This window comes from Caballeronia mineralivorans PML1(12) (assembly GCF_001028175.1).
GTDB lineage: Bacteria > Pseudomonadota > Gammaproteobacteria > Burkholderiales > Burkholderiaceae > Caballeronia > Caballeronia mineralivorans.
On sequence record NZ_AEJF01000079.1, the window covers coordinates 1 to 24449 of the forward strand.

A 24449-nucleotide genomic window follows, 5' to 3' on the forward strand; every position below is an offset into this window, starting at 1 on the left:
GAGCGCCATGCGGCTACCGCCGTCCGTTCACGGCGAGGGCGATCACGGCTTTGTCCCCAGACTGATCAGCATCGCGCGCGAGAAGGGTGTGTCGGCCTACGTGGGCGACGGCATCAACCGCTGGCCCGCCGTGCATCGCTTCGATGCGGCCCGCGCCTACCGGCTCGCGCTTGAGCGCGGCGCCATCGATGGTCCCTATCATGCGGTCGCCGAGGAAGGCGTGCCGTTCAAGGCTATTGCCGAGGTGATCGGCCGCCGGCTCGGCATACCCGTTGTCGCCAAGTCCCACGACGACGCGGCGGCACATTTCGGATGGTTCGGCATGTTTATCGGCGCAGACCTGCCGACATCAAGCGCACGGACCCGCGCCATGCTGGACTGGGCGCCAACCGGCCCAGACCTTCTCACCGACATCGACCAGCCGGGCTACTACGCGCATCCCTGACGTTCGACGAAAGAGCGCCGCCAAGGATCAGCGTGGCGGCGGCTCTCCCGGCATTCGCAACAAAGACCTCAGCTGCATAGGAGAACCAGGATGACCGACACAGCGATGTCACTGGACGGAAAGCGCGTGGTTGTCATTGGCGGCGCGTCGGGAATCGGCTTCGCCGTTGCCGAACTCGCGCGCGCTCAGGGCGCCGCAGTTGTCATCGGATCGAGCGCCGAGGCGAACGTCAGTGCGGCCGTTGAGCGCCTGCCAGGTGCGACCGGTCGTACCGTCGATCTGCGCGACGAGGCCAGCGTTGCCGGCTTCTTCGGAGCGCTCGGCGCGTTCGATCATCTGGCAATAACGGCAGGTGACTGGGGCGGATCGATGTTCTTCGCTTCCTCGCGAGACCTCGATCTGGCGCAGGCGCGAGAGCTCCTGGACGTACGCTTCTGGGGCGTGCTCGCGGCGGTCAAGCGCGGCTGCCGGACGATCGCCCAGGACGGCTCGATCACGCTGACGAGCGGCATGCTCACGCATCGGCCGAGGAAAGGCGCGCCAATGCCGACCGCCCTTGGGGGAGCTCTCGAATACCTGACCCGCGGCCTGGCGATGGATCTCATCCCGGTGCGGGTCAACGCCGTGTGTCCGGGCATCGTCCTCACCGAGCATGTGAAGCAGATGCCGGAGGCAATGCTGCAGCCGATGGTAGCGCCCCTGCCCGTGCCCCGCGGCGCGGCGCCGGCGGAGGCCGCGAAGGCCTATGTGTACCTGATGCTCAACGGCTACGCGACGGGACAAATCCTGCCCGTCGACGGCGGCGGCTTGCTGGTCTGACAAGCCGCGTCAGAACGGCATCGGTATGGCGGAGGATCGGATCCCGGCGTGATTGCGGGCGGTTGCGATACCGGACCTTGAAGGCGTCACGTGGGACCCGACCGAGCAGCGCTCGGGGCGCCAAACACTCGACAGAAATCGTCTTCAACCTCGCGCCGATCTCCAGAATTTACTAACCTTGTTAAAACAGAACCCCCAACGGAGTCCTGCCTTCCCTAAAGCACCCGACCCACTGGTGCCGGGATCCTTAACAAGTGGAGCATATTCATCCGATGCCTAACGACATCCCAGAACCGCAAGCTGTTTGCAATTCCCTCACCCGCAGCGCCATTTTCATTGTCGCCACGCTCAATCCCGGCCTCGAAAATGCAAGCACGGTGCGCGCGTTGTGCGGCGACATCGACGCTCTGGTTCGCGCGGTCGGCACGCGCGCTCCCACGGGCGAACTATCGTGCGTGTGCGGTTTCGGCTCCGACAGTTGGGACACGCTTTTCGGCGCGCCGCGCCCCGCGAACCTTCATACGTTCCGGGAGTTTGGCGAAGGCAAACGTCGCGCCATTGGCACGCCGGGCGATCTCCTGCTGCACATTCGCGCAGACCATATGGATCTCTGCTTTGAACTCGCCGCCCAATTGATGGCGCGGTTAGGCGACGCGGTCTCAGTGGTCGATGAAGTACAAGGCTTTCGCTATTTCGACCTGCGCGACGTGTTGGGTTTCGTCGATGGCACGGAAAACCCGAGGGGCCGCGAGGCGGCCGACTTCACTGCGATTGGCGATCAGGATCCAGCATTTGGGGGTGGCAGTTATGTGATGGTGCAGAAATACCTGCATGACATGGCTGGCTGGGACTCACTTTCAGTCGAGGCACAGGAACGCATTATCGGCCGCAAGAAATTGTCCGATGTCGAACTCGCCGAAGGGGTCAAGCCTTCGTCTTCGCACAGCTCACTGACGACGATCGAAAAGGACGGCCAGGAAGTGAAAATTCTGCGTCACAACATGGCATTCGGCCGCCCGGGCGCGGGCGAGTTCGGAACCTACTTCATCGGCTATGCCAGTTCGCCCGAGCCAATCGAGCAGATGCTCGAGAACATGTTTGTCGGACGCCCCCCCGGCAACTACGACCGGCTTCTCGATTACAGCCGCGCGGTCACCGGGGGCCTGTTTTTTGTTCCATCGGCCTCCTTGCTTGAGGCGCTCGCGGATCGCAACCCGCAGCTTTCGAGTAATGAATCGGCGAGGTGAAACGGTCATTCGCGCGGGCAGCTATGTATTTGCTACCAGCAGTTCCTCTGCATTGTTGGGCGGGCGCAGATCATCTGTCCTGCCCGCGAAGTAGCGCCGGGTAAGATCGGCGGCCGAGACGTGCTGTGCTTCTCTAAAGCCGGCTTCGTGGGCCAGCGCCAGGATTTCCGGCGGGGTGAAGAAGCTGAGGAAAGGTGTCCCGCTGGCTCGCGCGCCCTTCTCCGCCATCTCAAGCCCGGGACGTACCTCGGGGTCCGCCAGTTCCAGCGGGAGTAGGAACGTCATGGCGAGCGTCGACCCCGGAGCGAGAGCCGCGACTTGGCGCAGCGTGGCCGCGTTCGCCTCCTTGGTGAGATACATGCTGACGCCCGTGGAGACCACGATTGCCGGCTTGCTGTCATCGAAGCCGGCAGTCACGAGCCCGTCTCGCCAGCTCCCCCCTGCCTCGAAATCCACCGGCACGAAGTGCAGCCAGTCCGGGACGCCGAAGCCGAGCTCGATCAGGCGCTGACGCTTCCATGCCTGAGGACCTGGCTGGTCGATCTCGAACACCCTGAGGCGGGACGCGATCTCCGGCCTGCGCTGTGCGAAGCTGTCAAGGCCGGCGCCGAGGATGACATACTGACCAAGCCCGCGGCCGGCCTGTTCCACGACCAGGTCCTCAATGAAGCGAGCACGAGCCACGATCGATGCGCGGAACGGACGCGTGAACTGCGGGTCCATGTCCCCGCGGCTACGCCAGCCCTCGTCCGGGGCCAGCAGCTTAAGGCCGATTTCGTCCTCCAGCACATGCGGCGGGGGGTCTGCCTCGACATGCAAAGCGCGCCACAAGGCGACTCGCGCTGCAGTGCTGTCTGGCGCTACATCTCGCTTGCCGTTCATGACTTTCAATCCTGTTTGTTCGTCTTCGCCTCGGCCTTGCCCGGGATCAGCTTTACACCGTTGACTGACTGGCTCATCTGTTTATATCCCTTCTACATCCCGTTTATGTCCGCGTTTTCGGGCCGGCGAAATGTGGGCCGTCGGCCCTTTCCGGTTGGCTTCAAAAATTGATCGATCTGCGCGGACGTCTCTTCATGGTGGCAGAGTTTGTCTTTCGCGATCGGCCGAAGGTGATCCTGAACAGACCTTCAGATTTACCCAAAGCGGGCGTTCGACGCTAGAGGTCTAAGTTTGATCGGATTATTTGCCACCGGCTTCGTCCGTTTCATTGATCATCGTCATTTCCATCATGTTGCCGGCCTCCTCTCGACCGGACCGCGATCCCGCCCTGGGTGACTGGACCGGAGGTGGAGTCCTCGATGACCTGAGACGGCGCCACATTGCCCCTTGCCCCCGGCGCGAACGCGAGAATGCGCAGGTTCGGCTCGGCAACAAGGAGCCGCCCGTCCGAGGAGATGGCGATCTTGTTTCCCGGCAAGTCAGAGCCAGTGATTCCCGTGGCTGGACCGCTGATTGTCCGTACCGGCGGCACGTCGCCGTTCGCCTCGGTGGCGAAAACGCTCACCTGGATCTGCGTCTGGTCCGAGGTCTGGTTGTAGACGAATAACTCGTCCGTACGCGGATCGACAGCGATCGTGATGTTGTTCCTTGCGAAAAGTCCGGCCCCCGGCAGCAGGCCGGTTTTGCTACCCGTGAGGCTGCGCAGAAGCGGCGGCGAGGTAATGCTCCGACTCGTGCCAAGCGAGTCGATGATCGTCGCCCCCCGTATGTCATAACCCGCAATCAGCAGATTGTCGTCGCTGTCAATCGCAATGCTCACGTACTGGACGATATTCGGATCGGTAATGTGAATCGGATTGGGTAAAGGCCCAGAGCTGTTGGCGGGAGCGACCAGCACCCCCGCCTCCGAGGGGCGAACGGTCAGGACGAAGTCGTTGAGGTGGGAATCCACCGCGATGCTGAGCAGGTCATTTGTCATCGTCAACATGAACGACCGACTGGGCGCCTCATTGCCCTCGGCCTTCCGCGGAAAGATGTCGACCGTGCTGCTGGTAAGAAACTGCGCGACGTGAAAGGAGTCCTTCTTGTCGATCACCGTCGCTCCAGCGGTCATGAGCGTGGTGAGCGGCCCTTGCAGCACCTGGCAGGGCTCGGTCGCTCCGTTGGCGCGCAAGGAGTAACCGCGAATCTGATCAACGAAAACGTGGAAGACGGCGTCGTTGGGGCAGGCGGCGTGCGCCAGTGGGACCCCGAACAGCATACTGACGACGGCGACACATAGCGCGGGTTTCATGACACGCCTCCTAGGTCATATTGTGCGAATGCGCCAATTAAGCATAGACCCCGGGCGGAGGCCGAACGGAGTTCCGGCAGTTGTAACCTGTGTTTTGGCGGGCGATGCGAGGGAACACCCATCGATATCGAACGGTAGTCCGGTGTGCTAACGTGTTATGGCCGTATGTCGCATATGAATGACCGGTTTTTTAACGCATGATTGGCTCGTTCAGGCCAGCAACGAACGGTCGGAACGCCTGTCTGAGCGGCTCGAATTGGCCGATTCCAGAAGTTCCTTTTCGCACGCAAGGAAGCTGGCGAGCAGGTCGCCCGCCCTGCAACTTGCAATGAGGCTGTCTGCGTTTTGCCGCCGCGACAAAGAAACTATTAATTCACAGCGGAAAAACGGTCCGGCAGCGCCCGTGGTGCGTGTCAAAACGATTCGCCAACCATCTCTTCACTCTTGCGCCAGAGCGCGTCGGCGGCTGCAGCGTCAAGCGCATAGCGTCGAACGCCTTCGCTGACGGGTGTAATGACAACATCGTCGGCAACGACTTCGCTCACATGGCAGTTCTCGCAATATCTACCTCCAATGTCTTCGGCCGACGCCACCACGGCGGCCCATACCGAAGTCGCGGCACCCTGCGGGACAGTCTTGAACTGGAAGGGCCCTTTCCCTTCTGACGCAAGCTGACTGTTGATCCTTTCCAGAAGCACCGTCATTTGGCCTTCGTCCATGTGACGGCCCAGTTCTGTTCGAATCCCGCCGGGATGAACTGCGGCTGTCCGAACGCCGCGCCCCCGATGTCGCTGATCGAATGCAACCGCAAAAAGGATATTCGCCGTCTTGGCGCGCCCATATGCAAGGAACGGGTCGTAAGGCGTACGCTCAAAGCCGGGGTCGTCGAGGTCCACGTTCGCGAAACGGTGCCCTGACGATGCCAGTACAATCACTCGACCGTCGGACGGGATCAGCGAGGCCAGGCGATTCACGAGCACAAAATGTCCCAGATGATTCGTACCGAACTGCGTTTCGAATCCGTCTGCTGTTTTGCCAAAGGGCGTCGCCATCACGCCCGCATTCGCAATAATGACGTCAAGGGGTTTGCCTTCCTCTTGCAACTTGTCGGCGCAAGCCCGGACGCTCCCAAGGCTGGCGAGATCCAATGACAGCAGGTCGATGCTACCTCCCGCCGTGGCCGCTTCGCGCCGCGCTTCAGCAATCGCCTGCTTTGCTTTTTCCAGATCTCTGGCTGCCCCGATAACATTCGCCCCGCGCGCTGCGAGTGCCCGCGCCGTCTCCACGCCCAGCCCCGCGGAAACACCCGATACAAGAATTCGCTTGCCATGAAGATCGACGCCTGAGAGCACGTCGTCTGTCGTCGAAGTTGCACTAAATTTCTCAGCCATGTTTGCCGCTCCATCACAATAAAATTGACGCCATTCCCGGCCCGGGATAAAACGGAGCTTCCCTCCGCTTTATCAGATACTAAACGGAGCCGACCTCCGCTTGCAAGCATTCAAGGTGTAAATGAACGATTCGACGCCAAAAGAACGGAAACCCAGAGCCGATGCGCTCCGCAATCGCGAGCGCATCCTCGAAGAAGCGAAAAGGGCGTTCACACGGGCGGGGGGCGACATCAGCCTCGAGGATGTCGCGCGCCAAGCGGGCGTCGGTCCCGGCACGCTCTACCGGCACTTTCCCACTCGCGAGGCGCTACTTGAGAGTGTCTATCGCGCCGAGGTGGCGAAGCTGGCGGAGGAAGAGCAAAGGCTGTCCGATTCGCTGTCCGCGCTTGATGCGTTGCGGTCCTGGATGTTGCTTTTCATCGACTACATCGCTACGAAGAAGATCATCGCGCCCGCATTGAATTCAATCGTCGGAGGTCCGACGAAACTCTTCGAATCGTCCGGCGCCCAGATCAAGGACGCGATCCAGTCGCTCGTTGCGCGCGCGATCGCCAGCGGCGACATCCGCTCCGATCTTGAACCACTGGATCTCCTTCGCGCTCTCGTAGGCGTTTCAAATGTCGCGTCGGCCCCCGACTGGCAGCAAAGTGCAAAAAGGCTAGTGGATATCCTGTTGCTCGGATCGCGCCCGCCGGAGTAATTTCCGTAGCCGACCCTTTATAGATAGTCCGTCCCGCTTTCATCGACACTGGTGGGACTGGCAGCGAGCTGCCAGTCCCATAGCGACCCGTTTAGGGCAGCGTGTCGAAGAAGAGATAAACGGCGGCTATACGGCCTTCCCGGGCAACGATGAAGTCAGTTCCAGCGTAAGCTGGAGCCTCACCTGGACGGCCGGATACCCATCGGATCCGCCCGCCATCGCCCGACACATCGGGCTCGGCGATTGGCTGGTACTGGAAGTCAGGGTGAGTTGCCTTGATCACGCCCGCGATCCGATCGATCTCGTCACGGCCGCGGTAGGTGCCCGTGTTGGGGTCATGGAACACGCAATCCTCGGTGAAAATTTCGTCGATGACCGCGCGCCGGCGCACGGGATCGTTCTCACCGAAGACGTCGAGATTGCGTCTCAGTAGGGTCGAAATACTGTTGGACATTGGCTGCCTCCTTAAGGCAAGTAGTTGTCTCTCAAGCGCCTACCACTTGAAATCGATGCTATGGATCACTCAGCAAGCGCCAAGGTCTTTGCGATGCCTCTGGCGACCGCAGGTCGAGCCGAGATCTCGGCGTACCACCGAGCGACGAATGGGAACTTGTCGAGGGTTGCACCGACCGCCTGATGGCGCCACGCCCACCCGAAATGGGCGATGTCCGCAATACTGTAGGCGTCACCTGCAACGTACCGTTGATGCTTAAGGCCGTGATTGAGCACGCCCAGCGCCCGGTCAACCTCCGATAGCGCGCGCGCTTGGGCCTCGGGTTGGGGCGGCAACTGAATCGCGATCAGAAACGCCTGGAGGAACGCCGGGCTGAGGCCGGACGCGTGGAAGAAGAGTTGCTCGAAGACCTTGCCCCGTTGGGGGCCATTCTTCGGAAGAAGTTGTCCGGTCTTCTCAGCAAGGTAGACCAAGATCGCGGCGGATTCGCTGAGGACCACATCGCCATCTCCGAGAACGGAACGGTCGATGAGAACGGGGACTTTCGCGTTGGGATTCATCGCCTTGAAGGCGTCGGTCTTCTGCTCGCCCTCGCGCAGGTTGACGGGAACGAGCCGATAGTCGAGCTCCATCTCTTCCAATGCAATCGGGACTTTGACGCTGTTGGGCGTGGAGAATGCGAGAACTTCAATCATTGTCGTATTTTTTCCTAGTGGCGGACTGGAGCGGCCCACGGCCCGATCACGGCAACGGCCGCATCGAGCTCGGCTTGACGGCAGCCGGTAACAAAGACCTGCGCGCCTTCAGTTGCGAAACGCCTGGCGGTGGCTAGGCCAATGCCGGTTGTGCCGGCGACGACGACGACGACGACGACGGCAATTTTTCCTTCGAGTCTGCGTACCACGATCTATCTCCTAAGTGGGGTGAGACAAATCTATGGCGGGATGCTATTTTTCGAAATAGAAATGAATGAAAACCATCGTTGCAGGATTGTCGATGTCAAAGCTCCCGGATTTCGAAGGGCTCGCGATGTTCGCGAAGGTCGCCGAAGAAGGTTCGTTCGCTGCGGCGGCCACGGCCATGGGCGTCTCGGTCGCCACGGTCTCTCGGGCCGTTACCCGCCTTGAAGAGCGGCTGGGAGGCCGACTGTTCAACCGTACCTCCCGACGACTTGCACTCACGGACTATGGCCACACACTCGCCGAACGAGCGGCCAAAATCTATGCCGACGCCGAAGAGGCCGAGGATGTCGCCCGTGAGACCTCAAGCCGACCGCGTGGTCTCGTCAAGCTCGCTGCGCCGCTCACTTTTGGCGCTCGGTGGGTTGCCCCGCAGCTGCCCGAATTTTTCCGGACCTACCCGGACATTTCCGTGGATCTTCATCTCACGGATGTCCATGCCGATCTGATTGGGGAAGGCTTCGATGCCGCCCTGCGCATCGCCATCATGGAAGACTCATCTCTCGTCGCGCGTCACATTGCACACGTGCGCCGGTTTGTCGTGGCATCCCCTGCCTACCTGGATCGCTATGGTCGTCCGCAGCACCCACAAGATCTAGGCACCCACCAGTGTCTTACCTACACGAACAGGAATAAGCGCGACGTTTGGCGCTTTACCCACAAAAGTGGCGAGGAATGCGCGGTTACACCAACCGGGGCGTTGCGAGGAACGAGCGTGGAAGCTTTGCTGCCCACGGTCCTCGCGGGACTTGCCATCACTGAACTTCCTGAATTTGTTGCGACGCAGTACTTTTCCGACAATCGGCTTGAACCGATTTTGACTGACTGGCGCTTGCCCGAAGGCGGCCTTTATTTCGTCACACCCACTGCCCGCGCACGACCAGCAAAGGTTAGCGCCCTGGCCGACTTCTTCATCACCAAGCTGACCACGGCAGATTGGAGCGCAAAGTGATGGCGTCCGCAGGGTACATCTCGAAATAGTGCAGGCTAGCAGAGCAGATAGCGTCGCAAGAACACGCTTAACCATCTGCATCATGGACGAAACGCACGATCAGGGCGTCCAGCGATAAACGGTGATGCTGGAGCCCTTGACGTTGTTCTTCGTGACCACGTACTCGCCGGTTGATCGAAGGTATGCCCTGATGCCGTACATCGAATCGATGGCGCTGCTGGCGTCCACGGTACCTTTACTGGTGTTGACCAGCGTGGCGTCGAGGTTGCCTGTAGCGAGATTGAAGGCGTCGATGTTCGGCAAAGCTTGCCCGGTGCCGAACCAGTAGCCAACGAATAGATAGCTGCCGGCCGCGTCAATCGACTTGGCGTTGGCGTGGGTGAGGTTGATCACCGGATTGGGTGCCGTGGTGTTGCCCGCGCTCCAGCCGTGATACACCTCGATCCGCGTGCCTATCGACGTCCAGTCCGTACTCTCGACAATGCCCTGTCCGAGAATCATGGTGTCGCTGTCCGCGAGGTAGACGACGCGCGTCAACGGCTTGATGCTCTCGGGAATGCGGATGGGGATACCGGGTCCCCATGTTGGCTTGCCGCTGGCGTCGAAGCCGGTCAGCGGGTAGTGGTAGATGTAACCGGTCTTGTCCAGGCCGGCCCACACGCCCCCCTTGCTGTCGATGCAGAATCCGTCCCTGACCGATGCGGTCGTCTTGAACGCCGTACCGGGAAGCGTGGCGTCCGGTATGGCGATGTAGCCATTCGCAGCATTGAAGTGGAAGAAGTAGTAGGTATCGGGATTCTGGCCGGACGCCACGAGGATCCGGTTGGCGCCGACGGCGGCGAGTTGACCGAAGTGCTCATCCCGTGAGCGATCGTTGATGTTGATGCGTGGATCGGATGGATAGTCGATCGGATCGACAGTGTTCGCGACGAAGGTTCCCCCCGCGGTGCCGGTGTAGATGTTGGTGCCTCCATAGAAGTAGGCGCCGTTGGTACCCGGGTCCGGAGCGGCGATCCCCTCAAAGTTGAGAGACTGAAGCTTCCATTGCAGGTGACCAGAACTGTTGTAGGAGTGAATGTCGGTGCCGCCGTCGCGGCCGAGGTCCCAGCTTCCGCCCCACGGGTTGTTAAGCACATAGAGGTTGCCTGCGGTGTCCTTGCCGATGCCAGCGACGCGAGTAAAGCGCTTGTCGCCAACCTGGCCTTTGATTCCCGTCGTGGTGTCTAGATAACCGCCCTGAATGCCGAATGTACCGGCCAGCGTCGGCGTGCCCGAGAGCTTGTAGCGCTTGATGTTCATGTCAGGGCCTTCGTCCCCGGCCATGAGCTGCCCCAACGACGCATCGAAATAGAGCGCCGATGGCTGCGACCCGCTGGGCATCCGGATGGTGTTCAACAGGGCGCCGGTTGGACTGAACCCGACGATCGAGCCCTCACTCTTCTGTGCGACCCAGACGTTGCCTGCTCCATCCAGTGCGAGAGCGCCCGGGCCCGAGACGTTGATGTCCCGCTTCCAGACACCGTCGGTAGTGAAGATCCGGACGCGATTGCCATAGAAGTCGCTCGCGTAGAGGAGCAAGCCCGCCGTGGCGAGTCCGGTGATGACGTCGACCCGAGGCTGGTTGTTCAACGCACTGACCTGAATCAAAAGATCGCGAATCCTGGTGGTGCGGTTGTATCGTCCCACCGCACCGCTTCCGTACGACCCACTGGGCTGCAGTGCCACGAAGATCGACGTCGCGTTGCCCGTGATCGCGCTGCCCTGAAACTCGCCGTGCGTGCCGATCGAGCCGAGGCTCTTGCCGGCCTGGTAGATAGCGACGCCACCCTCGTACTCGTCCCACATGGAGGCCGTATAGATGACGCCGTCGGGCGCGACCCACATGGAACGCGCGGTGTTACCCACGTGGGCGGCGAGGGTGCCATAGGTGTTCGCCAGCCACTCGGTGGTGTTTTGCGCCTGACAGGCCGGCGCAATCGTGGCGATCGCCGCGGCGAGGAGCGCAGCATGAATTCGTTTTTTTTCGACCATGACTGATGCTCTCCGGATTGTAGCGATCATTCACGTGAATGGTCGGCCAGCCAGATTTCTTGAAATCCGTGATCGGTAAAATCTTTCCCGAGACCATCTAGCGCAGTCTGTATTACATCCAGCGTACCGTCGACAAGTGGCAGGACGAAAATGACTTCTTTAACACGAGACGAATAGCGGGCAACTCGCGCCTCCTCATTTTTAGATCAAATTGCGGATGTACTCAAGAGCTTCGTGCAGTTCAATGTGTTCCTTACGGTCAAGTACCTTTTCCCAGAATACATCGCTTGGGTCACGAGAAATTTTGTCAGTTCGACACCAACCTCATTGCCAGTGAGACGCTCGCAAATAAAATCAGGGTTCTCGCAAGATGACACGACCGTAAGCGGCTCGCTCGCTACAAATTGATAAGCTTCCCAGAAATGGATCAAGTTCAATTCGTTCAACTTCGTTCTTGCCAAGAAAGAGCAATGCTCTCAACAATAACTGTTCGGTCTTCGACCCTTACCATACGGACTCAGAACACAAACGATGTATACGGACGAAGCAGCGAATCGTCCGGCAACATAATCCGAGCACGTCTTGCTGCTGGAGATGAAGCGATCCGCCACATTGACGACGCCACCGTGCATCCCGGCCTTGTACCCCAGCTGCCGCAGGAACTCGAAGAAGCTTATGTCGGCAACCTGATCAGGTGTTTTTGTCTCCGTTGGCGCCGTGTGGGATTCGCTACATACCGCCACGTGCTGCCGTCCTTCGCGCATTGGGCGTAAGAGGTCCAGCGGGTCGAGCGCTCAAACCCGAGCTATCGTTTAACCCACTATCGAGCAAAGGTAAGTCGTCGCAATTTTGCATTGTCATTAATCTGCCTCACTGTTTAATAAGTTGAAAAAAGCACTCCATAGACTAGACTGGTCAATAACTTCTATCTGTACACATTTCTAATTTCCAACACGGGAAGCGGATAATGGGCGATCTCGTCATTGACCACGCTGATCCATGGTGGATCAGCTCTAATGTCCAGGTTGTGCCGGCCAGCAATCCGAACTAGCCATGTGCGCTTTCTGATGCAAGCCAGCGCAATCTATCCCGATACAGATGCGAGAACGGCATATATACCGGATTTTATTATTTACAAAAAACTCGACTTTCTATCGCCCTTCGCCTAGATCGAGACGCAAGGTGTACCCCGTTGTGCCTCACATAAATCGAAGTCGTGCCGACGTCCATGTCGATGTTGGTGCATATGCCCCTGACTGTCCGGTAGTGAGTTGTCGGAAGTTCAGCTAGCTTTAGCAGGCATCTGGCGCCTGCCTGCCCTTGGTCTCTCTTTGCTTGTGAGAGCCCGCTTTGGTTGAAACGGCAATAGGCCATGCTCCAGGATGGTTAAGATCGCTTTGCGTGGTCATCCAGCAATGTATGCCGCAATGCTCTCTGTCCAAGATTCATATGGAGTCCGAAATGGCACTGCAAATCCGCAGAACGCACTTGGAGCTGAACAAACGCTTGCCGACCCTCGGCTTCACCGACACCCAATAGTCTTTCAGCTAAATGGAGCCGTGAACATGATTACACGCCCACTCTTGGCTTCTCGCCGTTGCTTGCCCAAGGTCGTAGGTGGGACCGTGAGGACTGCCTCCCTCTTATTGGCCGCATCTTTGTCAAAAAGCATTCGGCGCGCTTACGGCCAGGTGGCCGGTCGCGATCCAGGTTATGTCCCAGGAAAGGGGATTAGCAGTGTGCACTATGTCCGCCGCGCCCTGATTGCTTTCACCCTGCTCGCGGTCGCCGCATTCCAGCCTGCCGCAGGCCAAAGTTTCATCATCAAGGATCTCGGCGCGCTCCCCGGTAGCTTTAACTACAGCAACGCTCTCGGGATCAACGAGCGCGGCCAGGTGGTCGGTTACTCACTCACTGCGAGCGGGAACACGCACGCTACCCTGTTTGAAAACGGGGTGGTGACCGACCTGGGCACGCTCCCCGGTGGCAACTACAGCGGAGCTCCCGCGGTCAACAATCGCGGCCAGGTGGTCGGTTACTCGACCACCGCGCGCGGGAACACGCACGCCTTTCTGTTCAAACACGGGGTGATGACCGACCTGGGTACGCTCCCCGGTGGCAACTTCAGCGTAGCTGCCGGGATCAACGAGCGCGGCCAGGTGGTCGGTTACTCGTCCAACCTGCGCGGGTACGTGCACGCTTCTCTGTTTGAAAACGGGGTGGTGACCGACCTGGGCACGCTCCCCGGTGGCGACGAGAGCGAAGCTTTTGGGATCAACAATCGCGGCCAGGTGGTTGGTTACTCGACCACCGCAAGCGGGTACGCGCACGCCTTTCTGTTTGAAAACGGGGTGATGACCGACCTGGGCACGCTTTCCGGTGGCGGCCTCAGCCATGCTCAGGCGATCAACAATCGCGGCCAGGTGGTCGGCGTGTCGTCTACCGCAAGCGGGTACGTGCACGCCTTTCTGTTTGAAAACGGGGTGATGACTGACCTGGGCACGCTCCCCGGTCGCAACTACAGTAACGCTTTTGGGATCAACAATCGCGGCCAGGTGGTCGGCGAGTCGGATACCGGAACCAACCCGTACTCCCCGCACGCCTTTCTGTTTGAACACGGGGTGATGACCGACCTAGGCACGCTCCCCGGGGACAACTTCAGCGAAGCTGTCGGGATCACCGAGAGCGGCCAGATCGCGGGTAACTCCACGTCGCACGCTATCCTTTGGACACGAGAAAGATGACTGCCGATCTCTAGTGGTTCACAAAAATTGTTGAAACTGCGGGACCAGCATAGCGCGTGGTCTCGCGGCCCTTTTCGTCCTGACGTGCCGTGTACGGTGCGGTTACTGGCCGCCACTTACTTTCCGCGCCCGGGCGGCTTGCTTTGGCCGACGACGTGGCAGCTGCCGTGGAAGTGCGACGGTCCGTTTTCCGGGGCGAAGCCACTGTTCGCATGTCCACGCGGACGTTCGTGCCAGCGACCGTAGTGGCTGGGCCCGGTCCGATGCCAAACAGCCGAAGACCCATCGCGGACAATTGACTGTCTCGTTAGCGGACGCTTGGCGGGCACATGTCAACCCTACAAAGTGGACTCTGCTTGTAGCTGAAAGGGAAACTTTCGCCTACGGCTCGCCTCGGTCGACCTTCCAAACATAGACTTTGCCGCTCAAACCAATCGTGTAGTCGACTTTCACCGGCTGGCCCGGTTCAGCATGAAATGGTGCAGGATATTCGACCTCCTGCCCCTGAACCCGGAAGACGAATTCCTCCACCGCGCGGAATCCCTGCTTCGGTCCAGGCCGATACATGTCAATGCGCTCAATGGTGGAATAAGCGTGATGCATCGAACGATCCGCAAATTCTGTCTCGAAGTGATGAGCCATATAAAGATAGCCAGCAATGCCAAGCGCAATCAAGCCAATGACGATTGCAAACGGCACGCCCCACTCGCGCAGATAGATACGCGCATCGATTAAAAAATGTCTTCCTTTCATTCTTTTGGTCAGCGCCCCGAACTTAATACTTGATCTACCCGCCCCCCATCGCGTGCAGCTATGCGGAAGATCTAAAGTGGATGCCTTGCTGATTGTCGACGATTCGAGCGTACCTGTCCAAAGGCCGTTCCTGGCCGGACCCGGAAATACGAGGTCAGCGCTGCCAAGCGCGGCTGCCAGCCTAGGCCGAGAGCGAAATCAGAGAGCCAGCTTTCACTAACTGCGGCACTGGACAACACCTCGGCTGTCTGAACTCTCGACGATGGTCAAATGTGGCGTATGAATCAGCGCTCGATTCAGCGTTCGTGGTAGATCGCAAGCCAGACGGTTTGCTCTTTGGCATGCGTCCACGCAACGCGATGCCGGCAATGCGGCTCGATCAGCACATAGTCGCCGGGACGCATGTCGTGCAGCGTCGAGTCCTCTTCGAACTCGAGCACGGCCGCGCCCGACAGCAGTACAACCCATTCGGCGCGCGAGTCGTCGTACCAGAACCCTTCGGGACTCGTGTGTCCCATGGATACGATCCGCTCCACGTTCAGGCGCTGCCCCGTGATGAGCATGTCGATGCGCTCTTCGCCGCCGCGCTTCGCTTCGAAGCTGAACAGGTTACCCGATTGAAGTTGCATGGCTCGACCTCACGTCAACTTTCACTTCACACGCGCAAGACCGTCGAGCAGCGTCGGGAGCCGCTCGCTGATCGCCGGATGGATACGCATTGCAACTGTAGCGCATAAGAATCAGTAAAGGCGACTGGCCGATGTTAGAAGCAAATGAGCGATCGCCAAAATGCCAAGCGAGTTCAGTTCGCTCGCCTCGCCCGAGGATAATATCGGCGATCTGCATGAGGGTAAGCTGCTTGAACTACATCTTGTTGTCCTCTTCTGGCTGGCTGCGCCGCTATTTGTTTGTGTCCGGGATGGAAGAATTATCGGGCAAGTGGCGTCTCGCACCCCGGGGGCCCGTCCGCCGGCGCTGGGTCCTGCATTCGCCAGAATATGACAATATCGCGTTGGCCTCATCGCGAGTGTCCGCAGGTGGACCTCTGCCTAAAGGGGATCGGAAACACGCGACCCTGAGCGGCCTGACTAAATGCTCCGAAGCTGACGTTCAACGTTCGCAGTGAGATGCGCATGGCTTTATGCCTCAACCTTTCGCACACGTGCCTGGTTGCACGCCGCAACGCACCCGGCTCGACTACCACACGAATGGGACAAGGCGATGCCGGACCCGTTTCTGGTATGCGGTATAACCGGGTAGGTTCCTGGCAAGGAAACGTTCTTCGTCAATGAGCCGCCATATCAGACATGGCATCATCGCGGCGATTGGCACAAATCCCCAACACGAGGCTAGCGCTAGCGGTGTGCCGAGAAGGTACAGGGATGCACTCGCGTACATCGGGTGGCGAACGACTGCATATGGCCCGGTCGAAATAACCTCCTGATTCTCAGCGACCTCGATGATTGCCGACGTGAACGGGTTTTCTCGATACACGAGGAAAATGAGATAAAAACCAATCGCAACGAGCGCATCCCCGGCCAGAACACCTTCGAGTGGCATGGTGGACCAACCAAAGCGGTGGTCAAACGCTGGCACGACAAGAAGGGCTATGAAGGCGATTGAAGTGCACAGCATGATGAACTTCTGAGCGGGTTGCTTCTCCGCCGTCGGACCGCCCCTCATCCGACGCTCAAGAAGCGCCGGGTCCTTTCGCATGAGATAGAGCGTAATGAGGACCGACGTGCCTGTGAAGATCGACAAGTACGCCCATGCTTCCCAATAATGAACGGTCCCGGCGGGGACGAACAGCAGAAGACCCATCACACCAGCGAGGACGGCAAGTGCGAGCCATGCTCTTGCATTGAGATTCTTCATAGCACAATTTTCCGGTACTCGGTAGTCGTCGCCATGGCTTCGACAAGCTTCACCTTTTCGTCTTCAATGATGTCAGCGTTCGTACGCCTCCAAAAAAACTAGATAAGACGTCCTGCCACTATGCGCATGGGAAGGCGGCGCGGAATGGTCGCACCTGTAAGGCTACTGTCGTCGATCGGCGGTACACGACCCGTGTGGTGCCCTACAAGCATGCACAAAGTCAACGGCAGCTAACGAATGGGCAACGGCCGTTCGACGAGGCACGCGATACGACAAGTCGTCGGCCATCGGCTCACGCTTGAGCTTCGGGGCATAATGCTCCTGCAGAAAACCAATATGAATCCAGCGAGGAGGGTCCATGCAATCACGGGCTAACCAAGCGATCCAGAGAGTATTTGGGGAATGAAGCGAATTCATTTTTTTGCGTCAAAAAACGACATTCAATCGATAACTGATCTCGTGGAGAGCACCGATGCGGTGAAGTACATTCTTGCGCACCATCACTTTCATCCTATGTCGGGACCTGACGCGCCAATTTACGAGACGGCACGGGATATCCCCGATCTTGGGGTCGCGGCTGCAAACCAAACGGTGAATTGCGCAAGGTATCTCGTAGTAGAGCACTCAACCGGGGTAACGCCGATGACCAGACATATCGGCAAGAATTTGCCTGATGGTGGCAAATGGTATACCGCATATGAGGCGGGTAACTGCCGCGAGTGCGTTGAATTCAATGCTGGCGGCTTCTGGTCGGACGGCACACTTATCAATGGCCTCGTTCAAACTTGGTCGGACGATCCTGCCGCTCAAAGATTGATGAGAAGGTTTGCGGCGGGCCTAAAGAAAAATTTTGTGGCAAAAATCAACGTCTACTGGATCGGCCGGGAAGCAAACGAGTTCTTGAAGAATGGTGGGCGTCTGACGTTTAATTCGAGTGCGCCTCCCGAGTTCAACATAAAGATCCCCGAATAACAGGTCCGTTGCTTGTGACGGAGCAGACGTACGAATGGCCTGACGACGGCACGAACCAGCGGCCGAGACTGGCCGAACCCGGGCCGACGCGGGCCTCGATCAATCGCCGATCTCAGCGAACATGCGAAACGCATAAGTCGACCCACTATAGATGGTCGCAATTCCCGACAGCGGACATTTACAACGTCGCAATCGATGGAAACCGTTTGTGCACGTTTAGCAGTCGGAGGCGTAAGGCAGCAACGCAAATGGCTTCCCGATGGCCCTTGCTATCGTCGCAGTGAGTTCACTCAGATCGTCAGGCCCTTCCGCCTCGCAGATCGTGAGATTTTTTAGTTCATTCTGCGACGTTTTACTTCGGCACTGCACCTGCAGCCATGAACCACCAGGTCCCTTTGCGGGGCGTACTCGCACAACTTCAAATTGAATTACATCTTCCATCGGCACCACGTAGAGTTCCGAACCGAAAGAAATCAGCGCAGAACAGTCGTCTGAGCGACCGATCCATCCATACTTGGTGCCGACATCCCCATCAAGTAACCTGATGAACTCCAGTTCACTCTGCGATGCGGGGCGGCACTGGGCGCGCCTCATCGTTGACAAGTCACCAGGGATAGGGGCCACCGGCACAAAGCTTTCGATCGCGACTTTATCCTTCGCACTGCACGGACGACGATAGCCGGTTTTGACGCCTATATGGCACGCTACCTTTAGCCTCGGTTCCCTTAAGTGGGCCGGATTAGTAGCGGGAAACTGCTGCATCTCGGGCGGCCAGACATACAGTTCCACCGAAGCGGGACCAAACCTCCACTCATGTCCGACGGTGTTCGATGTCCGTGTTTTTTTGCCTTCTCCAAGGATTGGCACCAGTTGTTCTACGGTACGTTGGAGGTTGTCACGAGCATCGTTCACGAAATAGGCATTGCCTGAAAACTCGGTCGCAGGCATCGCCGCAGAAAACTGAGGAAAAACCTGGGCTGAAAGTGGCCAAAGCAAGCCACGCACAAACGGGAGGTGCGTGACAATCTCAATTACCTCCCAACTGTAAGCGGCGTGTTGTCGTGTTCCGAATTTCTCCTCCAGCGAACCACGTGAGCAATTCCAAGGAAGGCCTATCGCAGTTAGATAGCCATGCAACGCAGTTTGAATCGGAAATGCGCAATCAGCTTGCATGTTCTCCTCGGTATACATCTATGGCGATAGTGGACCGGCCCATTCGGTTGTCGGCGATCTGACCCTCTCCGTCGAACGCCCCGTATGGCTGTCCGGCGCTCTGGTTAATAACAGGGATTTGCCGCAGTTTGGCCCATGTTGATCTTCGATTGTCGACTATCTACACCATGATGTCGACTGACCGCTCCTGGCCGAACAGCGACGGATGGCGATCGGTCCATCGACCCGTTGCGGCCCGACGATTTCCCGAAAAGTAGCCATTCGCTGGCACGATAGTTCGTCCGGTTTCCGGTCGTTAGAATATGTTCGTCACGAAAATGCGAGGCGACCCATGCTGCGGGGAAAGCGAATTTCAATGGTGGCCGCCATGGCCACGAATCGGGTGATCGGGTCGGCCAACGACATTCCATGGAGGGTGCCCGGGGAGCAGCAGCGCTTTCGTCTGCTGACCGAGAGGCATCTGGTAGTGATGGGCCGGCGCACCTACGAGTCGATAGGCCGTCCGTTGCCGAATCGGGACGTGCTCGTCTTGGGGAGTCAAGTGCCCGTCGCCGAACGAGTGTCGACGTGCCGAACTTTGCAGGACGCGATGGAGGTCATCGCTCACGATTCACGGGAAGAAATCTTCATCGCTGGCGGCGCACAGATTTACCGCCTGTTTTTGCCGTACGCGGACGCGATCTATCTCACGGAGGTCGATCTGGAACCGGCAGGGGACACAAGGTTCCCTGAACTGCCCAGCGACTTCCACTGCGTAGAAAAGGTCGACGTAAGTGCCCCTATTCGCTACACGTTCTTTACCTATCACCGAGTGCTCAACCCGGAGACAAGCGGCATTGAGCGGTAGCTGCCACGTATTTTCAACCAGGTGCCGAAGGCCTCTTCCTGGCCGAACCCGGAAGTACACGGTCAGTCCGAACATCACGGGTCTCGCCGGATGACGAACTTCCGTACCCGACCGACCTCTGCTGCTAGCAGTCGACTGCGCTAGAAGAATCCACTGAGAAACGCCGCCGCTTCTTCCGAGATACCAACGATCTTGTTCGTTGCCTGACGATAGAATTTGAAATTGAGTTCAGTCCCGGGACGGCCGTCATTCCAGTCGGTGAATTGCTTGAGGTCGCTTCGTCCCAACGTTCGCTCCGCGAGCGCAGTACGTCTGACGGAAATACTCACACGAGGCGTTTGCCGGGTTACGCCATGCTTCTTCGCGATCGCTTCGACGGAAGTAACGATGCCACGCGCGATAAGACCTTGCCCGCCTTCATTTTCGCTCGCAAACACGAAAACCGTGTCTCCTTTGGCAATATGCTTACCTCCGTACATTGTTTTCTGCGCGGTAAACGTGAACGCGTTCACACGTGGATCGGAAATCTCTGCCTTGATCGCAAACACCGTGCTTCTCCTCTAGTGCTCCTAAGTGTCCTGGTCACATCCATTTCAATCAAATTTCGCGATGGCCGCTATCGGCTCGTGTCGCCGGGTGATTGTCGACGATCTGGATGGCGACGTCGCATGTCGTTTGTTGGCCGAAGGAGCCTGCGATACGGAGCCGTCTCGACTCTCCCAGGCAAGAAGAGCCATGTCTTGTCGGCTCAATGGGTGACTAGCTTCGGATCCTCCTAAGTCGAGACTCAGTGCGCATTAGAGGAACGGCGAAATGTTCGCCATCGCGCGCGTCACGTAGACCTCCTTCTCCCCAACTGGCGCCACATAGTGAATCGCGCTACGTGCAGCCTCGACGCCTTCCAGTCGTGCGATGAACCAGGCCGCCAGATACTGCGACGACAGGCACCCGCCGGCGGTCGCGACGTTTCCCTTGGCCACGAACGGCTGATTGAGTACAGCCACACCTGCCTCCTCGACCCACGGCCTGGTGGTCAGATCAGTGCAGGCCGGAACGTCGTCCAGCAGGCCCAGCTTCGCAAGTATGAGCGTTCCCGAGCACTGCGCGCCCAGCAACTGGCGCGCCGGGTCGAACCTCAGTTGCGACATCAACGCAGCATCGGCGACGACGTCCCGGGTCCGTATCCCACTACCCACCAGCACGGCGTCCGCGTCGCATGCGTCCTTTAGCGACGCTTGCGCCTCCATCACCACGCCGTTCATTGAGCGCACCTTCTCCGCCGGACTGGCGATCGAAACCCGCCAGCCGGGCCGCTTGACCCGGTTGAGAATGCCGAGCGCGATCAGCGAGTCGAGTTCGTTGAAACCTTCAAAGGTCAGGATGGCGATGTGCATGGGGGGCCTCGTGCGAGTGGAGACGTTGTATTGCGCCATCGTAAAACCGATAATCAATACATTCAAATAATTGTCATGGATACGTTCAGGCATGCCTCAGCCTCGTTACAAGCAACTGGTCGACCGTCTCGCGGCCGATATCCGTGAGGGGCGGCTGCGTTCCGGGACGCGGCTGCCAACGCACCGCGATCTCGCGGCTCGCGAAGGACTGGCGCTGGTCACGGCCACGCGCGTCTACGCGGAGCTGCAAGCGATGGGCCTGGTGAGCGGAGAAACCGGTCGCGGCACGTTCGTCAAGGAGGCGCTCCCTCGCGGTCAAGGCATTGATCTGCATGCCTGGAGCGCTGACACGGTGGACCTGAGCTTCAACTATCCCTCGTTGCCGGATCAGGCAGACCTTTTCCGGGCAGCACTGCGCCAGCTCGCAGCCGCAGGCGACCTGGAGGCCCTGCTTCGATACCAGCCCCACGGCGGGCGCGAGCACGAGCGGGCGACCGTGGCGCGCCACCTGACCAGCCGAGGACTGGCGGCATCGGCTGAAACCGTATTGCTCGTGAGCGGTGCGCAGCACGGGCTGACGACAACCGCCATGGCCTTGCTCGAGCCCGGCGACGTGGTGGCCGTGGATGCCCTGACGTACCCGGGATTCAAGCTTGCCGCCGAGGCCAATCGGCTGGAACTCGCCCCAATTCCGGCCGCTGGGCACGGCCCGGATCTGGACGCATTGGCGGCGCTGTGCAGGCGACGGCGAGTACGCGCCGTGTACGCGATGCCAACGCTCCATAACCCGCTCGGCTGGGTGATGAGCGCAAGGCGACGTCGGGAGCTGGTCGCCATCGCCCGGCAGCATGGACTGATGCTCATCGAGGACGCAGCCTACGCGTTCCTGGCGGAAGGCGCCCCACCTCCTTTGGCATCGCTTGCTCCGGAGACGACGGTCTATGTGTCGAGCTTGTCGAAGAGTGTCGCGACCGGACTGCGCGTCGGCTTCGTCTGCGCCCCGCGCGAATGGGCTCCCAGGCTTGAACGGGCCATCCGGGCAACTACCTGGAACACCCCGGCGACCATGACGGCTATCGCCTGCGGCTGGATCGAGGACGGCACCGTGGCCAGGCTTGAAGCCGACAAACGGCGGGATGCCACGCTGCGCCAGTGCCTTGCCGCTGAAGTGCTGGGCGGGCTGAAACGGATCAGTCATCCCGCGTCGTACTTTGTCTGGCTTCCTCTGCCACAGGAGGTTCGGGCAGACGCGATTGCGATGGCGTTGATACGCGAGCACATTTCCGTGTCGACGGCCCATCCATTCGCAACGTCAGCGCATGTGCCTCATGCCATCCGGTTGGCGCTCGGCTCCGTCAGCCTGCCCACGCTAAAACAGTCCCTGGAAACGGTGGCCCGCGTTGTTGCCGACCAGACCTACTGACCCATGGATACGGCGGCGCAATCCGACAGGCAGGATTCGCTGGCCAAATCTTTTCCGGGGGCTGCTTGGCAGGTTCCGTTCCAGGCGGCCGGGAGCGGACGGGGTGTGAGGATTGGCCGAGGACGGCACGCGACCCTCAAGCAACAGTCGGAATTCTACATAGCAGCCATTCACAGATGTCTAAAGAATTGATCCAACGCGCGTTCAAACGGCATATCGCGGGACTAGCGGTTCGGCTCGGCGGTGAAATAAGAAGGCGACTTGCGGATTGCCGCGATAAAGGCGCCCAACACCGGTGGCACTTGTTTTCTAGATGGGTAGTAGAGATAGTAGCCAGGGAAAGCAGGCGTCCAGTCTTGAAGCAGATGGACAAGCTGGCCGGACGCAATATAAGGCCTTGCCTGCGCTTCAAAAATATAAGCGATGCCGAGTCCGTCCAGCGCAGCATCGCGCATCAGCTCGGGCTCATTGAAGGCCAGCGGGCCATTCACTTTTATTTCGAGCGCGCGCCCGTCCTTTTCGAACTCCCAAGCGTAGATGCCGCCTGAACTCATCATCCGATAGTTAATGCAGCGATGCTGCATCAGGTCCCGCGGCGTTTCCGGCGATGGGTGCCGTGCCAGGTAGGAAGGCGCCGCGACGACCACCATCCGCAATTCGGGGCCGACCGGCACGCCAATCATGTCCTGCTCGACTTTCTCGCCGATGCGAATGCCCGCGTCGAACCGTTCTGCAATGATGTCGCGCAACCCATAGTCGATGATGACTTCAACGGTGGCCTCCGGGTAGTCGGTGCAAAAGCCGGTCAATACCGGGCGGATTACGCTTTCATACGCATGGCGAGTCGCGGTGAGGCGAACCGTGCCTGACACGATATGCCGTGCCCGCCCGAGGTCCTCCAGCGCTGCGCCGATCTCGGCAAGCGCCGGCGCAAGCGTGCTCAGCAGTTGCTCCCCCGCTTCGGTCGGACGGACGCTGCGGCTGTTGCGCTCGAGCAGGCGTACGCCAAGGCGAGCCTCGAGTTGTTTGATCGCATAGCTGAGCGCCGAGGTCGACAGCCTCAGTCCGGCAGCGGCGCGCGTAAAGCTGCGCTCGCGTGCAACGGCCGCGAAAGCCGCGAGGTCGTCCAGTTCGCCTCTTTTCATCATCCTATGGCATTCAACGCCGCGTCAAATGCTTGCTACTTTATCTCATGATCGCGCGTCGGTACATTGGCGCCGTGGATCACGGATTCGGCGGCACGCGGTGGTGGCGCGCCGTTCCTCATCGCATACCAACGGAGGTTGTAAATGGCATCACTGGCAAACAAGGTTGTGCTGATCACCGGCGCATCGAGTGGCATCGGCGAGAGCACGGCCCGGGTACTGGCCGCAAGCGGCGCGCGTGTAGTCATCGGCGCACGCCGTACGGATCGACTGGAAACCCTCGCGGAAGAAATTGAAAGCGCCGGTGGCAGCGTGCGTTATCGCAAGCTCGATGTCGTCGATCCGGATGATATGGAAGCGTTCGTTGCATTCGCCTGTGCCGAGTTCGGGCAAGTTGACGTGCTTGTCAACAATGCGGGCGTCATGCCGCTTTCTCCGCTGTCAGCGCTGAAGATCGACGAATGGAACTGGATGATCGACGTCAACATTCGTGGGACGCTGCACGGCATTGCTGCGGCACTCCCGCGAATGGAGGCGCAAGGTCATGGGCACATCATCAATGTGTCTTCGGTGGGCGGGTTCGTGGTGCAACCCACTGCGGCGGTCTATGCGGCGACCAAGTTCGCGGTGCGCGCGATCTCGGAAGGCTTGCGCAAAGAGTCCGACAAGATTCGCTGCACCTGCGTGTATCCCGGCGTAGTGGAATCGGAACTCGCCGACACCATCAGCGACGAGACGGCGCGGGAAAGGATGAAGGCATACCGCAAACTTTCGATCCAGCCGGACGCCATCGGCCGCGCGATCCAGTTCGCGATCGAGCAGCCGAATGATGTAGACGTCAACGAGATCGTCGTGCGTCCTCTTATGACGCAGGTCTGAGTGCGAACGA

General features: G+C 59.3%; 22 protein-coding genes and 2 pseudogenes. 10 read left to right on the forward strand and 14 right to left on the reverse strand.

Annotation, left to right across the window (positions count from 1 at the left end):
• From EOS_RS11865 to EOS_RS11875, 3 genes and pseudogenes are all read left to right on the forward strand, one after another.
• A pseudogene (locus EOS_RS11865) lies at positions 1 to 445 on the forward strand (3-beta hydroxysteroid dehydrogenase); the annotation flags it as partial.
• 90 nt (positions 446 to 535) lie between these two features.
• Positions 536 to 1264: an SDR family oxidoreductase gene (locus EOS_RS11870; protein WP_200908635.1), complete on the forward strand. Its 729-nt coding sequence runs from the start codon at positions 536 to 538 to the stop codon at positions 1262 to 1264.
• A gap of 272 nt (positions 1265 to 1536) precedes the next feature.
• A complete protein-coding gene (locus EOS_RS11875; protein ID WP_047846841.1) occupies positions 1537 to 2511 on the forward strand; it encodes a Dyp-type peroxidase in 975 nt (324 codons plus the stop codon).
• A 21-nt stretch (positions 2512 to 2532) separates the two neighbouring features.
• On the opposite strand, the gene EOS_RS11880 is transcribed toward EOS_RS11875, so the two are convergent.
• From EOS_RS11880 to EOS_RS11890, 3 genes are all read right to left on the reverse strand, one after another.
• Positions 2533 to 3393, reverse strand: coding sequence for a class I SAM-dependent methyltransferase (locus EOS_RS11880; protein ID WP_047846842.1), 861 nt, complete (start codon positions 3391 to 3393; stop codon positions 2533 to 2535).
• A gap of 325 nt (positions 3394 to 3718) precedes the next feature.
• Entirely contained in the window at positions 3719 to 4747 is a 1029-nt protein-coding gene (locus EOS_RS11885; RefSeq protein ID WP_047846843.1) for a hypothetical protein, read from the reverse strand.
• Between the two features lie 413 nt (positions 4748 to 5160).
• The gene (locus tag EOS_RS11890) at positions 5161 to 6138 is read right to left on the reverse strand and encodes an SDR family NAD(P)-dependent oxidoreductase (RefSeq protein ID WP_047846844.1); all 978 of its coding nucleotides are present in this window, start codon (positions 6136 to 6138) and stop codon (positions 5161 to 5163) included.
• Positions 6139 to 6259: 121 nt separating this feature from the next.
• Here EOS_RS11890 and EOS_RS11895 point away from each other — a divergent pair, with 121 nt between their 5' ends.
• On the forward strand, positions 6260 to 6838 hold the full coding sequence (locus tag EOS_RS11895) for a TetR/AcrR family transcriptional regulator (RefSeq protein WP_047846845.1): 579 nt from the start codon (positions 6260 to 6262) through the stop codon (positions 6836 to 6838).
• Positions 6839 to 6929: 91 nt separating this feature from the next.
• On the opposite strand, the gene EOS_RS11900 is transcribed toward EOS_RS11895, so the two are convergent.
• The 3 genes and pseudogenes from EOS_RS11900 to EOS_RS11910 form a co-directional block, all read right to left on the reverse strand.
• On the reverse strand, positions 6930 to 7292 hold the full coding sequence (locus EOS_RS11900) for a nuclear transport factor 2 family protein (RefSeq protein ID WP_047846846.1): 363 nt from the start codon (positions 7290 to 7292) through the stop codon (positions 6930 to 6932).
• A 65-nt stretch (positions 7293 to 7357) separates the two neighbouring features.
• Positions 7358 to 7987, reverse strand: a complete 630-nt coding sequence (locus EOS_RS11905; protein WP_047846847.1) for a glutathione S-transferase family protein — start codon at positions 7985 to 7987, stop codon at positions 7358 to 7360.
• 20 nt (positions 7988 to 8007) lie between these two features.
• A pseudogene (locus EOS_RS11910) lies at positions 8008 to 8196 on the reverse strand (SDR family NAD(P)-dependent oxidoreductase); the annotation flags it as partial.
• 92 nt (positions 8197 to 8288) lie between these two features.
• On the opposite strand from EOS_RS11910, the gene EOS_RS11915 reads away from it, so the two are divergent.
• Positions 8289 to 9203, forward strand: a complete 915-nt coding sequence (locus tag EOS_RS11915; protein ID WP_047846876.1) for a LysR family transcriptional regulator — start codon at positions 8289 to 8291, stop codon at positions 9201 to 9203.
• A gap of 99 nt (positions 9204 to 9302) precedes the next feature.
• Here the strand turns inward: EOS_RS11915 and EOS_RS11920 are convergent, their stop codons facing one another.
• The gene (locus EOS_RS11920) at positions 9303 to 11234 is read right to left on the reverse strand and encodes an SMP-30/gluconolactonase/LRE family protein (RefSeq protein ID WP_047846849.1); all 1932 of its coding nucleotides are present in this window, start codon (positions 11232 to 11234) and stop codon (positions 9303 to 9305) included.
• Between the two features lie 1739 nt (positions 11235 to 12973).
• Here EOS_RS11920 and EOS_RS11925 point away from each other — a divergent pair.
• Positions 12974 to 13978 carry an HAF repeat-containing protein gene (locus EOS_RS11925; protein WP_053063846.1) on the forward strand — a complete coding sequence of 335 codons (1005 nt, stop codon included), beginning with the start codon at positions 12974 to 12976 and terminating at the stop codon, positions 13976 to 13978.
• A gap of 381 nt (positions 13979 to 14359) precedes the next feature.
• On the opposite strand, the gene EOS_RS11930 is transcribed toward EOS_RS11925, so the two are convergent.
• The 3 genes from EOS_RS11930 to EOS_RS11940 all read right to left on the reverse strand — a co-directional run bounded on the left by EOS_RS11930 (position 14360) and on the right by EOS_RS11940 (position 16606).
• Entirely contained in the window at positions 14360 to 14731 is a 372-nt protein-coding gene (locus EOS_RS11930) for a hypothetical protein (protein ID WP_047846850.1), read from the reverse strand.
• A 296-nt stretch (positions 14732 to 15027) separates the two neighbouring features.
• Positions 15028 to 15360, reverse strand: a complete 333-nt coding sequence (locus EOS_RS11935) for a cupin domain-containing protein (RefSeq protein WP_047846851.1) — start codon at positions 15358 to 15360, stop codon at positions 15028 to 15030.
• Positions 15361 to 15928: 568 nt separating this feature from the next.
• Positions 15929 to 16606 carry a methyltransferase family protein gene (locus EOS_RS11940; RefSeq protein WP_047846852.1) on the reverse strand — a complete coding sequence of 226 codons (678 nt, stop codon included), beginning with the start codon at positions 16604 to 16606 and terminating at the stop codon, positions 15929 to 15931.
• A gap of 402 nt (positions 16607 to 17008) precedes the next feature.
• Between EOS_RS11940 and EOS_RS11945 the strand changes: the two genes are divergently transcribed.
• Positions 17009 to 17578, forward strand: coding sequence for a hypothetical protein (locus tag EOS_RS11945; RefSeq protein WP_047846853.1), 570 nt, complete (start codon positions 17009 to 17011; stop codon positions 17576 to 17578).
• 216 nt (positions 17579 to 17794) lie between these two features.
• Here the strand turns inward: EOS_RS11945 and EOS_RS11950 are convergent, their stop codons facing one another.
• Positions 17795 to 18751 carry a hypothetical protein gene (locus EOS_RS11950; protein ID WP_047846854.1) on the reverse strand — a complete coding sequence of 319 codons (957 nt, stop codon included), beginning with the start codon at positions 18749 to 18751 and terminating at the stop codon, positions 17795 to 17797.
• A gap of 367 nt (positions 18752 to 19118) precedes the next feature.
• Between EOS_RS11950 and EOS_RS11955 the strand changes: the two genes are divergently transcribed.
• Positions 19119 to 19598, forward strand: a complete 480-nt coding sequence (locus EOS_RS11955; RefSeq protein WP_235442789.1) for a dihydrofolate reductase — start codon at positions 19119 to 19121, stop codon at positions 19596 to 19598.
• Positions 19599 to 19738: 140 nt separating this feature from the next.
• Here EOS_RS11955 and EOS_RS11960 read toward each other — a convergent pair whose 3' ends face one another.
• Positions 19739 to 20146: a hypothetical protein gene (locus EOS_RS11960; RefSeq protein WP_047846856.1), complete on the reverse strand. Its 408-nt coding sequence runs from the start codon at positions 20144 to 20146 to the stop codon at positions 19739 to 19741.
• A 249-nt stretch (positions 20147 to 20395) separates the two neighbouring features.
• Positions 20396 to 20992: a DJ-1/PfpI family protein gene (locus EOS_RS11965; RefSeq protein ID WP_047846878.1), complete on the reverse strand. Its 597-nt coding sequence runs from the start codon at positions 20990 to 20992 to the stop codon at positions 20396 to 20398.
• A 91-nt stretch (positions 20993 to 21083) separates the two neighbouring features.
• On the opposite strand from EOS_RS11965, the gene EOS_RS11970 reads away from it, so the two are divergent.
• Positions 21084 to 22415, forward strand: a complete 1332-nt coding sequence (locus tag EOS_RS11970; protein ID WP_047846857.1) for an aminotransferase-like domain-containing protein — start codon at positions 21084 to 21086, stop codon at positions 22413 to 22415.
• A 224-nt stretch (positions 22416 to 22639) separates the two neighbouring features.
• On the opposite strand, the gene EOS_RS11975 is transcribed toward EOS_RS11970, so the two are convergent.
• Entirely contained in the window at positions 22640 to 23563 is a 924-nt protein-coding gene (locus EOS_RS11975; RefSeq protein ID WP_326972919.1) for a LysR family transcriptional regulator, read from the reverse strand.
• Positions 23564 to 23704: 141 nt separating this feature from the next.
• Between EOS_RS11975 and EOS_RS11980 the strand changes: the two genes are divergently transcribed.
• Positions 23705 to 24439, forward strand: coding sequence for an SDR family oxidoreductase (locus tag EOS_RS11980; RefSeq protein WP_047846858.1), 735 nt, complete (start codon positions 23705 to 23707; stop codon positions 24437 to 24439).
• The last annotated feature ends 10 nt before the right edge of the window (positions 24440 to 24449 follow it).